The sequence below is a fragment of the Sinorhizobium americanum genome (assembly GCF_001651855.1).
Lineage (GTDB): Bacteria > Pseudomonadota > Alphaproteobacteria > Rhizobiales > Rhizobiaceae > Sinorhizobium > Sinorhizobium americanum.
This window is the reverse complement of sequence record NZ_LNQC01000070.1, coordinates 13,142-27,169: the sequence shown is the minus strand read 5'-3', so window position 1 is coordinate 27,169 and position 14,028 is coordinate 13,142. Positions and strand designations below refer to the sequence as shown.

The window sequence follows — 14,028 nt, the reverse complement described above, 5'->3', positions numbered from 1 at the left end:
ACACGCTCTATGGCGAGGCCGGCAGCGACACGCTTCACGGCGGCAACGACGGCGACAGCCTCCATGCCGCCTATTGGACCACCGACGATGTCGACAGCGTCAACACCCTGAACGGTGACGCCGGCAACGACTACCTCTGGGGCAACGAGGGCAAGGATACCCTCAATGGCGGCGCCGACGACGACCAGCTCTATGGTGGCGGCAACGACGACACTCTCAACGGCAATGACGGCAGCGATTACCTTCAGGGTGACGACGGCGACGACACACTCGACGGCGGCACTCTGGGCGATACCATGGCAGGAGGCAACGGAGACGATACGTATATCGTCGATAATGCCAACGATGTCGTCGCGGAGCAACTCGGCGAAGGTGTCGATACGGTTAAGACTGCTCGCACATACACGCTTGGGGCGGATCTCGAAAACCTGGTGTTGACTGGGTTGGCTACAGTCAGCGGAACAGGCAACGGTCTTTCGAATACTCTAACTGGGAACGCGGCGGCCAACACGCTCACCGGCGGTGCCGGCAATGACACGCTCGACGGTGGTGCGGGCGTTGACCAGCTTGTCGGCGGTATCGGCAATGACGTCTATGTTGTCGATAGCACAAACGATCTCATCATCGAAGTTGGCGGTGAAGGGACAGACACCGTCCAGGCGAGTCTCAGCGTGACGCTCGAGGCGGAACTCGAGAACCTCACCCTCATCGGCTCGGCGGCTCTCAATGGTACCGGCAATGGTCTCAGCAACATTCTCACCGGCAACGGCGCCGGCAATGTCCTCGACGGCGGTGCCGGCGACGACACGCTTGATGGCGCAGTGGGTATTGACACGCTGATCGGCGGGCTCGGCAACGATACCTATATGGTCGACAACGCCGGCGACGTCGTCATTGAAGCGCCGGGTAGCGGCACTGATACAGTCCAGTCGAGCGTTAACCTGACGCTTGCGGAGGAAGTCGAGAACCTCACCCTCACCGGCTCTGCAGCGCTGAACGGCACCGGCAACGGCCTCGCCAACACGTTGACGGGCAACAGCGGCAACAACGTGCTGAATGGCGGCGCCGGCGCCGACCGGCTGATTGGCGGTCTCGGTAATGACACCTACGTCATCGACGATGCAGGCGACACGGTTACAGAGGCAGCCGGCGGCGGAACCGACACCGTCCAGTCGAGCGTCAGCCTGACAGTCGCGACGCAGGTCGAAAATCTCACCCTCACCGGCTCGGTGGCGCTGAACGGCATCGGCAACGGCCTTGCAAACATGCTGACGGGCAACAGCGGCAACAACGTACTGAACGGCGGCGCCGGCGCCGACCGGCTGATCGGCGGCCTCGGCGACGACACCTATGTCGTTGACAGTACCGGCGACGTGGTCACAGAGGCAGTCGGCGGCGGCAACGACACCGTCCAGTCGAGTGTCAGCCTGACACTCGAAGCGGAGGTCGAAGATCTCACCCTCACCGGCTCGGGAGCGTTGAACGGAACCGGCAACGGCCTCGCCAACATCCTGACGGGCAACAGCGCCAACAACGTGCTCAACGGCGGCGCGGGCGCTGACCGCCTGATCGGCGGCCTCGGCAACGACACCTATGTCGTCGACAATACCGGCGACGTGGTCACCGAGGCGGCTGCCGGCGGCACCGACATCGTTCAGTCGAGTGTCAGCCTGACGCTCGCGGCTGAGGTCGAGAATCTCACCCTCACCGGCTCGGCAGCGCTGAATGGCACGGGCAACGGCCTCACCAACATCCTGACCGGCAATAGCGCCAACAACGTGCTCAACGGCGGGGCTGGCGCCGACCGGCTCATCGGAGGCCTTGGCAATGACACTTATGTCGTCGACAACGCTGGCGACCTCCTCACCGAGGCGGCTGCTGGCGGCACCGACACCGTTCAGTCCAGCGTTAGCCTGACGCTCGCAGCCGAGGTCGAGAACCTCACCCTCACCGGCGCCGCGGCGCTGAATGGCACCGGCAACAGCCTCGCCAATACCCTGACCGGCAACGCCGCCAACAACGTGCTCAATGGAGTCGGCGGCGCCGACTGGCTCATCGGCGGCCTAGGCAATGACACTTATGTCGTCGACAACGCTGGCGACGTCGTCACCGAGGCGGCGGCTGGCGGTACCGACACCGTTCAGTCGAGCATCACCCTGACGCTGGCGCCAGAGGTCGAGAACCTTACCCTCACCGGCACCGCGGCACTGAATGGCACCGGCAACAGCCTCGCCAATACCTTGACCGGTAACGGCGGCAACAACGTACTGAACGGCGGCGCCGGCGCCGACGGGCTAATCGGAGGTCTCGGCAACGATACCTATGTCGTCGACAACGCCGGCGACGTCGTCACCGAGGCGGCGGCTAGCGGCACCGACACTGTTCAGTCGAGCGTCAGCCTGACGCTAGCCGCGGAGATCGAGAACCTCACGCTCATGGGCACCGCTGCGCTGAACGGCACCGGTAACGGCCTCGCGAACACCGTGACGGGCAACGGCGGCAACAACGTGCTGAATGGTGGTGCCGGCGCCGACCGCCTGATTGGCGGCCTCGGCAACGACACCTACGTGGTCGACAATACCGGCGACGTCATCACCGAGGCGGCTGCCGGCGGCACCGACACCATCCAGTCGAACGTCAGCCTGAAGCTCGCAGCCGAGGTCGAGAACCTCACCCTCACCGGCACCGCGGCGCTGAACGGCACGGGCAACGGCCTCGCCAACACCCTGACCGGCAACGCCGCCAATAACGTGCTCAATGGAGCCGGCGGCGCCGACCGGCTCATCGGCGGTCTCGGCAACGACACCTATGTGGTCGACAATACCGGCGACGTCGTCACCGAGGCGGCTTCCAGCGGCACCGACACCATCCAGTCGAGCGTCAGCCGGACGCTAGCGGCGGAGGTCGAGAACCTCACCCTCACCGGCTCGGTAGCGTTGAACGGAACCGGTAACGGCCTCGCAAACACTCTGCTCGGCAATAGCGGCAATAATATCCTGAACGGGGGGGCGGGAACAGATAAGCTGACCGGAGGACTTGGAAACGACACCTTCTTCTTCAATTCGACACTGAGCGCCACGACAAACGTGGATAGCATCACCGACTTCAACGTCGCCAATGACACGATCCGTCTGGAGAACGCTGTCTTCACGGCAATTGTGGGTACGGGAACATTGACTGCGGCTCAGTTCGTCAAGAACACCACCGGGCTGGCAGCCGATGCCAGCGACCGGATTATTTATGAAAGTGATACTGGCAAGCTGTTTTACGACAGCAATGGAAACGCCTCCGGAGGTTCCGTTCACTTTGCCACTGTCGGCACGAACTTGGCCTTAACTGCCGCAGACTTCTTCATCGTGTAAGGCGCACGCGGAGTCGAATCCGCGACGTGCGATTAACATTCTCCCGCCGAGCCTGGCTGAAGGCCTCAACCGTTGCAACCAAGTCCCTTCTTTCGCTTGCGAAGGAAGGGACTTTCGGTGCTCGACCCCTGCCGCAGTAATCAAACGTGCAATATCGCGTCGGCGCAGGCAGCCGCACAGGTGAGTCGTGGATGACCGTGCCGCTCAAGAGACCAACCATGTCCGTCTGCCCGGCGACCGCCTACCCGCCGTCGCGCTTATTGGCCCACGACAGGTGGGAAAAACGACGCTTGCACTCGCTATCGCTGAGCGGCCACCCTCGGTCTATCTCGACCTCGAGTCCGATGCCGATCGCGCCAAGCTCAGCGAGCCGGAGCTCTACCTCGAGCAACATGTCGACAAGCTCGTTATTCTCGATGAAGTTCATCGCCTCCCGAACCTCTTTCAAAACCTGCGTGGACTGATCGACCGCGCGCCGCGTTCGGGTAGAAGGGCCGGACAATTCCTTTTGCTTGGGTCAGCCTCCATCGATCTGCTGAAACAGTCGGGGGAAACTCTTTCGGGCCGCATATCGCCTACCTGGAGATGCATCCAATCGACGGTCTAGAGATCGCCGACAACGATATCATTCCTCTCTGGGTACGAGGCGGGTTTCCGGACAGCTTCCTTGCCGTGCCCTCGCATACAGCCGAAACGCTCAGGCGCTTCTGGACGATGCTCGCCCATCATCAGTCGGGACTTCTCAACGCCGCAGAATTTGCTCGGGCACTCGGTGTCGACGGCAAGACTGTAGCGAGTTACCTCGACCTACTCGCTGGTCTGCTGCAGCCCCGGCAGTCCAACCTCGGCAAGCGCTTGGTTAGATCACCACGCGGCTACGTTCGCGATAGCGAATAACTCACACCCTCATGGGGCTGGGAAACCATGAGCAGATCCTTGGTCATCCCATTGCCGGTGCAAGCTGGGAAGGGTTCGTTATCGAGTCATTATCCGCGGCCGCCCTCTATGGCAGTCACTTGAACTTCTATCGGTCAGCGGCGGGGCCGAAACCGATCTACTCATAACACCGGCGCCCTTGGGCAATGGAGATACAAACGCAGCCTGGCTCCTAAAGTGGAAAGGGGTTTTACCTTGTGAGGCAATAAACCCCGAAAAGCGTCTGGTCGTTTATCCGGGTTCCGAAATATTTCCTCTGATGAACGGTGTCGAGGCAATACCGCTTTCCGCTGCAGGACAGCTTCTGCGCGACCTTGTCTGACTTTGCCGTTCGAAGCGCTGGCGCTTGATGCGGTGCCTCAGCACCTTCGCAGACGGCCGTTTGTCCGATGCAACACGTCGCTCATCAAATACCTAAGAACACTGCTGATGACGAGCGACATCTCGCCGAGTTATTTCCAAGTCCATTGATATTCATGGGGACAAACCCAATGAATACAGGCAGTAGACGGCTGGTCGTCTTTGTCCTATCGGTGGATTATGAGAACAAGCCTCGAACATCTGCCGGAGAAGAATCAACGCGAGCTTGCCCGTGTCGTCGAGATCATCCATGAGGAGTTCTCTGACGCGCTCGAGGGAAGCTCGGCCGCCTTCAAGAAGCGCGGACGAATCCTGAAGATCATTCTGTTCGGCTCTTATGCCCGAGGCACCTTCGTCGATGAGCCGCACACGATGAAGGGCTACCGTTCCGACTACGACATCCTCGTTATCGTCAACTCGAAGAAGCTTGCCGAACCGGAGTACTGGGACAAGGCTACCGACCGGCTGATGTGGGACAAAGGAATCTCCACGCCGGTCAGCCCGATCGTCCATGGCGCACGGGAAGTGAATAACTTCCTCGCCGATGGGCAGTATTTCTTCGTCGACATTCTGCGCGAGGGCATCGTTCTTTACGAACTCGATGATCGGCCACTGGCGGAGCCGAAGCGGCTCTCGCCCTCTGACGCGCATAGGGTGGCGAAGGGGCATTTTGACAGGCAGTTCGAGGGTGCCACCGAGTTCCGACTGCTCTCAGCTTATGCCGTGGAAAACGGCTGGCAGAACCGGGCGGCATTCCTCCTTCACCAAGCTGTAGAGTCCGCCTATTCCTGCCTGCTACTGACACTCGCTAACTACAGCCCACCTTCGCATAATTTGAAGTTCTTGCGCGGGCTCGCGGAAGACCGCGACAGACGGCTCGTCGAAGCATGGCCTCGTGATCAGCATCGCTACATAGCGTGGTACAACATCCTTAACGAGGCTTATGTAAAGGCACGTTATTCGAAGCATTTCGACATCACCGAGGAAGCGCTTGGCTGGCTTCTTGGGCGGACAGAACATCTTCACCGCCTGGCTGAGGCTATCTGCAAGGAGCAACTGGCAGAGCTGGAAAGGGCGACGCAATAGCAGATGAGATTACGCGTGTGAGAAAGCACTTGGATGTCGCAAGAGACTGGTCGATAAGCGGCGAAACATGTACATCCAGTGCGACCATCATACTCCGCAGCTTGTGCACGAGATGAACACGAACACGGTAGAAGCCAAAAGAGACCCGCGCAACACCGTTTGCGTCGGAACGACAGGGCGGATTGCGACTTTTGCCGTCCATGTGACCGAATGGAAGAGAGCCTTTCTGGAGCGCTCATTTCCTGACCGACGCTTTCACTTTCTGCCGAAGAAGCTCAGCAGTCTGGATCTGGAGAGGACTTGGAAGCCTCGAATTCTCCAAGAAGCTCGATGCGAGTTCTTCGTTTGGGGCGCCGCCTTGCCGCCGGCGCTGGCCGAAATCGCGACAAAGCAGAACATCCCTGTTTGCTTCGTCGAGGACGGCTTTCTTCGTTCGGCGCGGCCGAGCGCTAGCCGCACGCCTCCCCTGTCGCTGGCACTCGATAGCCGGGCGCCCTACTTCGATTGCCATCGGCCATCCGATCTCGAAGTGCTGCTTTCGACCTATGACTTCGAGGCGGATGCGGCGTTGACGGAGCGGGCTCGCGCCGGAGTCGCGCTGCTCCTGGAGAGCGGCATCAGCAAATACAATGGCGGGCTGCAGCGGACGGCGGAAGAGCTTTATGGACGAAAGACGCGCAAGCGCGTGCTGGTCGTCGGCCAGGTCGAGGACGACGCTTCGATCCGCTACGGCTGCACAAGCCCGATGACCAACAACGAGCTCGTGCGGCTTGCCGCAGCGGAGCAGCCGGACGCCCAGATTCTCTATAAGCCGCATCCGGACGTGTTGAGCCGCGTTCGTCCGGCCCGCTCCGACCCGGCCGAAGTCGCGCATCTCTGCGAAGTGGTCACCGAGAGCTTGCCGCTCGCCGAAGCGCTGCGCACCATCGATCATGTCTATACGATCACCTCGCTGGCCGGTTTCGAGGCGCTCATGCGCGGCATCGAAGTGACGACGGCCGGTTCGCCCTTCTATGCCGGCTGGGGGCTGACGGATGACAGGCAGCCCCACTCGCGCCGCGGCAGGAAGCTTTCGCTGGAGGCGCTTTTCGCCGGCGCCTATCTCCTCTATCCTCGCTACTTCGATACCGTCACCGGAGAGCAAACGTCATTCGAAGCGACCGTCGCCGCGATCAAGCGGCAACTCGAACAACCCCATCTCAGACACCCTTCCCGCCCGGTCTGGCGACCGTGGGGTCCCTACGGCGTGCTCGGTTGGCGGCATCTGCTGAGCTCGATATTGGCGCCAGCCATCCGCCGTGCCGGCAACGACCGCGACGCCGAAGATTTCCGGGCCGACCCCATCCGCTTCTTCCGCAGCCTCTCCGACCGGCGGCTGCGGCTGATCGGCCGCCTTCTCTATCCGTTCGGGTGAAGCCGTGAGTCATCTCTCCACCCATATCCGCGTCGTCGGCGCCCTCCTCGTGCGGGAGATGGCGACGCGCTTCGGCTCGAAGCCCGGCGGCTACGTCTGGGCGCTGCTAGACCCGGCCGCCCATATCCTGCTGATGACGATGATCTTCCGGGCGATAGCTCGCGCGCCAGCGCTCGGCACCAGCTTCGCCCTGTTCTTTGCCACGGGCTATATCGCCTTCCAGTTCTACCAAGCGATGACCAGTTACCTGAACAGCGCGGTCCGCGCCAACAAGGCCCTGCTCAGCTATCCGAATGTCGCGCCGATCGATACGATCGTCGCGCGGTTCGTCCTTCAGGTCTGCACGACGACGTTGGTCGCCTTCATTGTCCTCGGCACCATCGTCGCGACCATGCGGGTCGATACCGATCTGCACTGGCCCGCAATCCTGGAGGCCATCGCCATGGCCTGCTTGTTCGGCCTCGGCGTTGCGATGATCAACGCCGTGCTGTTTCTCAAATACCCGCTGTATGAGCAGGTCTTCAACATCGTAAACCGGCCGCTTTTCCTCATATCCGGCGTCTTCTTCCTGCCGGATGCGATTCCCGCGCCTTACCGCGACCTCGTGCTCATCAACCCGCTCGTCCACGTCATCATGGGCTTCCGCAAGGGCTTCTATCCGGAATACCGCGCCGTCGGCCTCGACATGACCTATCTTTACGGAATCGCATTTCTGACATTGTTTGCCGGAATGTTAGTCTTCACTCTTTCCAGAAAAACGCTGAGAAACGAATGATCAGGTTCGAGCAGGCGACGAAATATGCCCGCACCAAGGGCATCAAGAAGCCGATTATCGAAGACGCCTCGCTGACGCTCAATCGGGGCAAGAGCGTGGGCCTGCTCGGCCGCAACGGCGCCGGCAAATCGACGCTGCTCCGTCTCATAGCCGGCGCGATCAAGCTCGACAGCGGGCGAATCATCCGCCGCGGTAAGATCTCCTGGCCGCTCGGCTTTGCGGGCAGCTTCCAGGGCTCGATGAGCGGCGAGCAGAACGTGCGCTTCGTCGCGCGCATCTACGGCGTGGATACGGAGGAACTGATCGCCTTTGTCGAGGATTTCGCCGAGCTCGGCCCCTTCTACAAGGCGCCGGTCAGCACTTATTCCTCAGGCATGAAGGCGCGGCTCGCCTTCGGCTTGAGCATGGGCGTCAACTTCGATTATTATCTCGTCGATGAAATCACCGCTGTCGGTGACGCAAATTTTAAGAAAAAGTGCCGAGCTGTCTTCGAGACGAAGCTCAAAGATTCGGACGTAATCATGGTGTCGCATAGTACGAAGACGATTCGTGACTATTGCGATTGCGGCGTCGTTCTGGAAAAAGGCAGACTGATTTACTATGACGACATCGGGGACGCGATCCGCGTGCACGACAAAAATATGAAGGGGCTCTAGATGGTGTCTAGCAAAGATGCGGCAGCGAACAAGCCGGGCCTTGCGCAGCGTAGCCCTACCGCAGCCGCCAATGGCGACGCCGGGAGCAGGGGCATCGCCGTGCTCGAAGGCCTTCTTGGCAAGGAGAGCGCGCCCATCATTCCGCTACCGGACCGGCGTAGCAAAGTAGAGCCTGCCGCCAAGCCAGCATGGAAACCGGCTCGGCTCCGAAATCTGCGCTGGCGTCACACTATCATTGGCGCCACCTTTCTTGGGCTCGTCGCAGTGCCGGCGGCGCTTGTTTCGCTCTACATGGCCTTCATCGCCGCGGACCAGTATCACAGCACCACCTCCTTTGCCGTGCGCAGCATCGAGGGTGGCGTCTCCAGCGATATACTCGGCATGTTCACCCAGGCCTCCGGCAGTAGCACTGTCTCCGACAGCTACATCCTCATGGACTATATCTCGAGTGAGCGCATGGCCGCTGACGCCGACCGCAGGTTCAAGCTGGAGGACGTGTACGCTACCCGTGGGCTCGACTATTTCTACGGCATCGGTTCCGACCTGCCGATCGAGGACAAGCTCGCTTACTGGCGCGACGTGGTCAGCGTTAATTTCGACCACGCCTCGGGCATTATGCAGGTAAACGTCAAGGCCTTCGATCCGAGGCAGGCGCAGGAGATCGCTCAGTTCATTGTCGATCAGAGCGACCACCTCGTGAACAGCCTGTCGCTTTCGGCACGCAATGATGTGCTAAGGGCGGCCCAGGACGAAGTGCTGGCCGGTGAGGCGCGCCTGGCTAAGGCGCGCGCGGCACTTCGCGACTACCGCGACAAGTCCCAGGAAATCAGCCCGGAAGAAGGAGCTAAGCTCGCGGTGCAACTTATCGGCTCGCTAGAGCAGCAACTGACGCAACTCAATGCCGATCTCGCCACGGCGAAAAGCCAGATGAGAGAGGACACTCCGCGTATCCGCGTCCTGAGAACGCGCATCGAAAGTCTGGAACAACAACTTACTGTCGAGCGCCAGAGACTTGGCACGGGCGAGAAGAAGACCCTCACGAATGATCCCAACGCGCCAGATGTCGCTGGCCGCATCGCCGAGTTCGAGGAACTGGAGACCGAACGCGAATTCGCCGAGCGCGCCTATACGGCAGCATTGAGCTCGCTTGAAAAGGCCCGGATTGAAGCGAACAATCGCCAGCGCTATCTCGCCCTTTTCATCGAGCCCACTCTTTCGCAACTCGCCCAATATCCGAGCCGACTGCTCAATGCCTTGCTCGTAACCCTCGGCCTTCTCTTCGCATGGGGGATCGGGGTGATGAGTTATTACAACATTCGGGACCGGGCGTAGACGCCTTTCTGCATTGCACTCAAAACTGATTTGGCAAGCCTAGTATTTTCGTCTAGACGATGACGCATCACTTTACGCAGAGCCATTGAGACAACAGAATGCACCCAGATGTAATTGCGTTGGTTCCGGCGCGCGCTGGTTCGAAGGGGCTTCCCGGTAAAAATGTCAGGGAGCTTTGCGGAAAGCCCCTTTACAGACACAGTGTGGATGCGGCGATCGGCGCTGGAATTTCCAAGGTCTTCATCTCGACCGATATTGATGAGATTTTTCATCACTCATTGCCTGACTGTGTCTCCGTTGTGCGGCGACCGCCCGAACTCGCCGGCGACTTGACGACGATGGCCGATGTCATGCTGGAGTTCCTCGAGTCGGCTCTCCCAGGAGGCGGCACAATCGTGTTGCTGCAGCCTACGTCCCCTCTTCGAAAGCCTCGCCATATTCAAGCCGGACTGACGCTGTATGCGGGCGGCGACTGTTCACTCGCTATGAGCGTATGTCCGGCTAATCCGGGAGTCCTGAAGTGGGGCCAGATCCATGGCGACCGATTCCAGACGCTTTCCGACCCACGCTACTGTTTCGCAAACCGCCAATCGCTACCGCCGGTCTTTCGACCGAACGGGGCAGTTTACATTTTCGATGCGGACACCTTCCGCGCGAATAAAGACTTCTCCGCAGCATCGATAAAGGTTGTGCAAATGTCAGAGCAAGAATCTCTCGACATTGACACTCTCGACGATTTTAGAACGTGCGAAGCAGCAATCTCACAAGGGATGACTCAATGAAGATTCGTGATCGCCACATCGGCCCATCTCATCCGCCTCTCGTTATCGCCGAAATCGGGATTAACCACGGTGGTAATCTTGAAGTGGCGAAAGCCATGGTGTTGGCGGCGGCACGATCCGGCTGCGAACTCGTCAAGCACCAGACACATATCGTCGAAGACGAGATGACCGAGGAAGCGAAGAAGATATTCCCTCCGAACGCCGATGTCTCGATCTGGGATGTGATGAAGTCCTGCGCGTTATCACTCGAGGATGAGAAGGCCTTGAAAGGCTATGCGGAGAGCTTGGGCCTCATCTACATTTCCACGCCGTTCTCAAGGGCAGCCGCGGATTTCCTCAACTCGATCAATGTGCCTGCCTTCAAGATCGGCAGCGGCGAATGCGACAATATTCCGCTTCTTCGCCACATCGCATCATTCGGCAAGCCCATCATCATGAGCACGGGTATGCAATCGATCGAGACGATCCGAGCGTCAGTGGAGGTGCTTGAACGTTCCGGTGTGGAGTATGCGCTGTTGGAGTGCACCAATCTTTATCCGTCTCCACCGGAGATCGTTTCGCTGCGGGGTGTGACAGACTTGCAGAAGGCATTCCCAAATGCCGTGGTTGGCTTCTCGGATCACAGCATAGGACCGGAAATGGCACTGGCTTCGGTGGCCCTCGGCGCTTGCATTCTCGAGCGGCACTTTACAGACAGCCGTTATCGTAAGGGGCCGGACATCTCTTGTTCAATGGATCCGGCCGAGTTGCGGTTCTTGATCGACAGATCGCGCGAGATCTTCATTGCATTGAACAATGAGAAGAAGCGGACCGAGCCCGAAGAAGCGGTCTATCGCTTCGCGAGAAGTTCGGTTGTCGCCGATCGCGACCTGCAGCCGGGCGACGTGATCTCGGAATATGACGTCTGGGCGCGACGCCCGGGCAACGGCGAGATTCCCGGGTATCGGCTCGACGAGCTATTAGGTAAGAAGATCACGGTGGCACGCAAAAGAAATGATCAGCTCCGCTGGAGTGACTTCGAGAACGCTTCTTGAGGCTTGACTATGAGCAGTAAACTCTTGTTCCTTACCGGAACGCGTGCGGACTTCGGTAAGATCGAACCCCTGGCTTTAGCTGCCAAGGAAGCTGGCCATACTATCAACTTCTTCGTCACCGGCATGCATATGCTGGAAAAATACGGTGCGACGAAGCACGAGGTGCACAGACTCGAAGGCGTAGAAGTACATGAGTTTATCAATCAGCGTATTGGCGACCCTCAAGACCTAATCCTTTCTAAGACAATTCTCGGCTTCTCCGACTGGGTATATGAGCACAAGCCCGATCTTGTCGTTGTGCATGGTGATCGGATCGAGGCCCTTGCGGCGTCGCTTGTTTGCGCGACAAACTATATCCGCTGCGCGCATATAGAGGGCGGCGAGGTGTCGGGTACGATTGACGAGATCTATCGCCATTGCAACTCAAAACTCTGCACCTATCATTTCGTCAGCTCCGAAACCGCCAAAGCTCGCGTTTTAGCTTTGGGTGAGGATCCGCGTTTCGTCTACAACATCGGGTCACCCGAGCTGGACTTTCATCGCAACGATTCGGGCGTGACCCTCGCCAAGGTCCGCGAACGCTATGATATCTCTTTTTCCGAATACGGTATCGTTACGTTCCACCCCGTGACATCCGAAACGGACACGATTGGGGAGCAAGCGCGGAGCCTTTTTACGGCACTTTCCGAATGCGGAAAAAATTTCGTCGTTATATCGCCGAACAATGATCCCGGCAGCGACGCAATTTTCGCCGAGATTTCCAAGCTCGATAGCCACCGGTTCAGGCATCTGCCCAGCATGCGGTTTTCCTATTTCTCGGAACTGATGAAGAATGCGAAGGCGGTCATTGGCAACAGCAGCGCGGGCGTTCGCGAGGCACCGTTTCTGGGCGTCCCCAGCCTGAATATCGGAACACGCCAAAACAATCGGTCGCAAGCGGCCACGATCACGGATGCCTCGGCATTCGACCTGAATGTCATTCGACATTTTCTGCATTCGACTTGGGGACGAAAATACGAGAGCGATGGAAGCTTTGGTAATGGCAGCGCTGCATCCTCGTTCGTCCGGGTCTTGGACGACCCCACCTTCTGGTCGGCGCCCTTGCAGAAGCGGTTCAATGATTGAAATGGCCTGCGGTTCCCCTTACGGTCTGCTATAGCGCGGTGCGTCTGATATTCAGCGAAACAAGCGCCGTTTTAAGGGAAACATTCAAAATAGCCCAGCGTCCCAGCAATGGCTTTTTGGTGCGACAATTGCCGAGCCCACAAGCTCGTCAACCGTCAAAGCAGCCTTCAAGTCGCCCCTTCGGCCCCTAATCGGTTAATTGGTACCTATTTGTCATAAAGCTTGCTGCGCAACGCGGCCGCGCACAGCGCCAGGGCGGGCGTGGCATATTGGAGCGCTTTTTGTCCATCGACATCGGCGCTACCACGTCCATGCTCGTCAAAGGTCACGCCAATCTGCGAAGCATCTGGACAGAAGAGCGTGACAAATTCCCAAGCCGCGTCCACTGATTCCGTAAACCCAGGCATCTTGCCGATGTCACCATTCGGCTTTCTCCATTTCGCCTGCAGCGGTTGTGCGTGATCCGCGTCAACCGCCAGATGCCGCTCATATCCGATCTGCATGCCGATCAGGATGTCGAGCTTTCTATCCGCCGCGGAGGCGGTCTCAAGGAAGCGAGCAAGCTTTGCCAAGTCCATCAAACTACTTCCATTTAAGTTTCGCTGCTTCTAGTCGTCGGAGTCCAAGCGCGTGCTGAGGGCGGCTATACAGATTGCAAGTGCCGGGGTTGCGCCGAAGAAATAAGGGCCATTGTTGATACGCGCGGTCGCAGTTCCATCGACGTAGCTAACACCGCCCCTACAACCAACGACGATCGTTGTCGCAAGATCAATCGCCGCGTCCAATAACCCAGTAAAGGCTGGCATGCGTACATAGTCTTCGCCTGACGGCACAACCCAGAACACTTTGCGGACCGGCTCGCCCGTTTGGCTGCTCCTGCGATACTCGACTTTCCGCTTGTATCCAACGATCTTGCCGATGGCGGCATCGAGCGCACGGCTTGGCCCTGTAGCGTTTTCGAGCTCTTTCAGCAACTCATCCAACTTCATGAAAATAAGCCCTTCTGCCGGAGGGAGATGGCCATACGTGCCTGCTTTAAGGCTGCCATTTTCCACCGCGATACCAAATCCGCGGGAGTGTTTGGATGCGACTTCGACGCTCGGCCGCACTTTTCTCTTGCATGGCCCGCCAATTCTTACTAGCCCGGACCCATATGGCATACGCAG

14 protein-coding genes are annotated in these 14,028 nt (G+C 59.0%); 12 read left to right on the top strand and 2 right to left on the bottom strand.

Translation table 11 applies throughout. The annotated features are described in order from the left end of the window. The 12 genes from ATC00_RS20645 to neuC all read left to right on the top strand — a co-directional run. The coding region (locus tag ATC00_RS20645; protein WP_412458407.1) for a beta strand repeat-containing protein at positions 1-3,362 on the top strand (3,362 nt) is incomplete at its 5' end. Between the two features lie 187 nt (positions 3,363-3,549). Next, positions 3,550-3,969, top strand: a complete 420-nt coding sequence (locus tag ATC00_RS33665; protein ID WP_327290776.1) for an AAA family ATPase — start codon at positions 3,550-3,552, stop codon at positions 3,967-3,969. Next, entirely contained in the window at positions 3,948-4,259 is a 312-nt protein-coding gene (locus tag ATC00_RS33660) for a DUF4143 domain-containing protein (RefSeq protein ID WP_234782385.1), read from the top strand. Before ATC00_RS33665 ends, ATC00_RS33660 begins: the two co-directional genes overlap by 22 nt. Before the next feature lie 11 nt (positions 4,260-4,270). After that, positions 4,271-4,426: a hypothetical protein gene (locus ATC00_RS33985; protein WP_327290774.1), complete on the top strand. Its 156-nt coding sequence runs from the start codon at positions 4,271-4,273 to the stop codon at positions 4,424-4,426. A 412-nt stretch (positions 4,427-4,838) separates the two neighbouring features. Further along, positions 4,839-5,744 (top strand): nucleotidyltransferase and HEPN domain-containing protein, encoded by a 906-nt coding sequence (locus tag ATC00_RS20635; protein ID WP_064254184.1) that lies wholly within the window; start codon positions 4,839-4,841, stop codon positions 5,742-5,744. A gap of 181 nt (positions 5,745-5,925) precedes the next feature. Then, complete coding sequence (locus ATC00_RS20630; protein ID WP_064254188.1) at positions 5,926-7,158, top strand: capsular polysaccharide export protein, LipB/KpsS family; 1,233 nt, start codon at positions 5,926-5,928, stop codon at positions 7,156-7,158. A gap of 4 nt (positions 7,159-7,162) precedes the next feature. Continuing rightward, positions 7,163-7,933, top strand: a complete 771-nt coding sequence (locus tag ATC00_RS20625; protein ID WP_064254183.1) for an ABC transporter permease — start codon at positions 7,163-7,165, stop codon at positions 7,931-7,933. Continuing rightward, positions 7,930-8,589, top strand: coding sequence for an ABC transporter ATP-binding protein (locus tag ATC00_RS20620; protein WP_064254182.1), 660 nt, complete (start codon positions 7,930-7,932; stop codon positions 8,587-8,589). Before ATC00_RS20625 ends, ATC00_RS20620 begins: the two co-directional genes overlap by 4 nt. Next, complete coding sequence (locus ATC00_RS20615; protein ID WP_064254181.1) at positions 8,590-9,921, top strand: hypothetical protein; 1,332 nt, start codon at positions 8,590-8,592, stop codon at positions 9,919-9,921. Between the two features lie 98 nt (positions 9,922-10,019). Further along, positions 10,020-10,703 (top strand): acylneuraminate cytidylyltransferase family protein, encoded by a 684-nt coding sequence (locus ATC00_RS20610; protein WP_064254180.1) that lies wholly within the window; start codon positions 10,020-10,022, stop codon positions 10,701-10,703. Beyond that, entirely contained in the window at positions 10,700-11,737 is a 1,038-nt protein-coding gene (locus ATC00_RS20605) for an N-acetylneuraminate synthase family protein (protein ID WP_064254179.1), read from the top strand. The genes ATC00_RS20610 and ATC00_RS20605 overlap by 4 nt, the downstream gene beginning before the upstream one ends. Before the next feature lie 9 nt (positions 11,738-11,746). Next, positions 11,747-12,862 carry a UDP-N-acetylglucosamine 2-epimerase gene (gene neuC / locus ATC00_RS20600; protein WP_064254178.1) on the top strand — a complete coding sequence of 372 codons (1,116 nt, stop codon included), beginning with the start codon at positions 11,747-11,749 and terminating at the stop codon, positions 12,860-12,862. A gap of 206 nt (positions 12,863-13,068) precedes the next feature. On the opposite strand, the gene ATC00_RS20595 is transcribed toward neuC, so the two are convergent. Beyond that, positions 13,069-13,440, bottom strand: coding sequence for a hypothetical protein (locus tag ATC00_RS20595; RefSeq protein ID WP_064254177.1), 372 nt, complete (start codon positions 13,438-13,440; stop codon positions 13,069-13,071). Positions 13,441-13,470: 30 nt separating this feature from the next. Continuing rightward, positions 13,471-13,971, bottom strand: coding sequence for a hypothetical protein (locus tag ATC00_RS20590; protein WP_234782382.1), 501 nt, complete (start codon positions 13,969-13,971; stop codon positions 13,471-13,473). Positions 13,972-14,028: the final 57 nt, after the last annotated feature.

Excerpts from the sequence above, each read along its gene's own strand:
- ATC00_RS33660 (WP_234782385.1), top strand. The coding sequence starts at position 3,948 with ATGCATCCAATCGACGGTCTAGAGATCGCCGACAACGATATCATTCCT.
- ATC00_RS33985 (WP_327290774.1), top strand. The coding sequence starts at position 4,271 with ATGGGGCTGGGAAACCATGAGCAGATCCTTGGTCATCCCATTGCCGGT.
- ATC00_RS20635 (WP_064254184.1), top strand. The coding sequence starts at position 4,839 with ATGAGAACAAGCCTCGAACATCTGCCGGAGAAGAATCAACGCGAGCTT.
- ATC00_RS20620 (WP_064254182.1), top strand. The coding sequence starts at position 7,930 with ATGATCAGGTTCGAGCAGGCGACGAAATATGCCCGCACCAAGGGCATC.
- ATC00_RS20615 (WP_064254181.1), top strand. The coding sequence starts at position 8,590 with ATGGTGTCTAGCAAAGATGCGGCAGCGAACAAGCCGGGCCTTGCGCAG.
- ATC00_RS20610 (WP_064254180.1), top strand. The coding sequence starts at position 10,020 with ATGCACCCAGATGTAATTGCGTTGGTTCCGGCGCGCGCTGGTTCGAAG.
- ATC00_RS20605 (WP_064254179.1), top strand. The coding sequence starts at position 10,700 with ATGAAGATTCGTGATCGCCACATCGGCCCATCTCATCCGCCTCTCGTT.
- neuC (WP_064254178.1), top strand. The coding sequence starts at position 11,747 with ATGAGCAGTAAACTCTTGTTCCTTACCGGAACGCGTGCGGACTTCGGT.
- ATC00_RS20595 (WP_064254177.1), bottom strand. The coding sequence starts at position 13,440 with ATGGACTTGGCAAAGCTTGCTCGCTTCCTTGAGACCGCCTCCGCGGCG.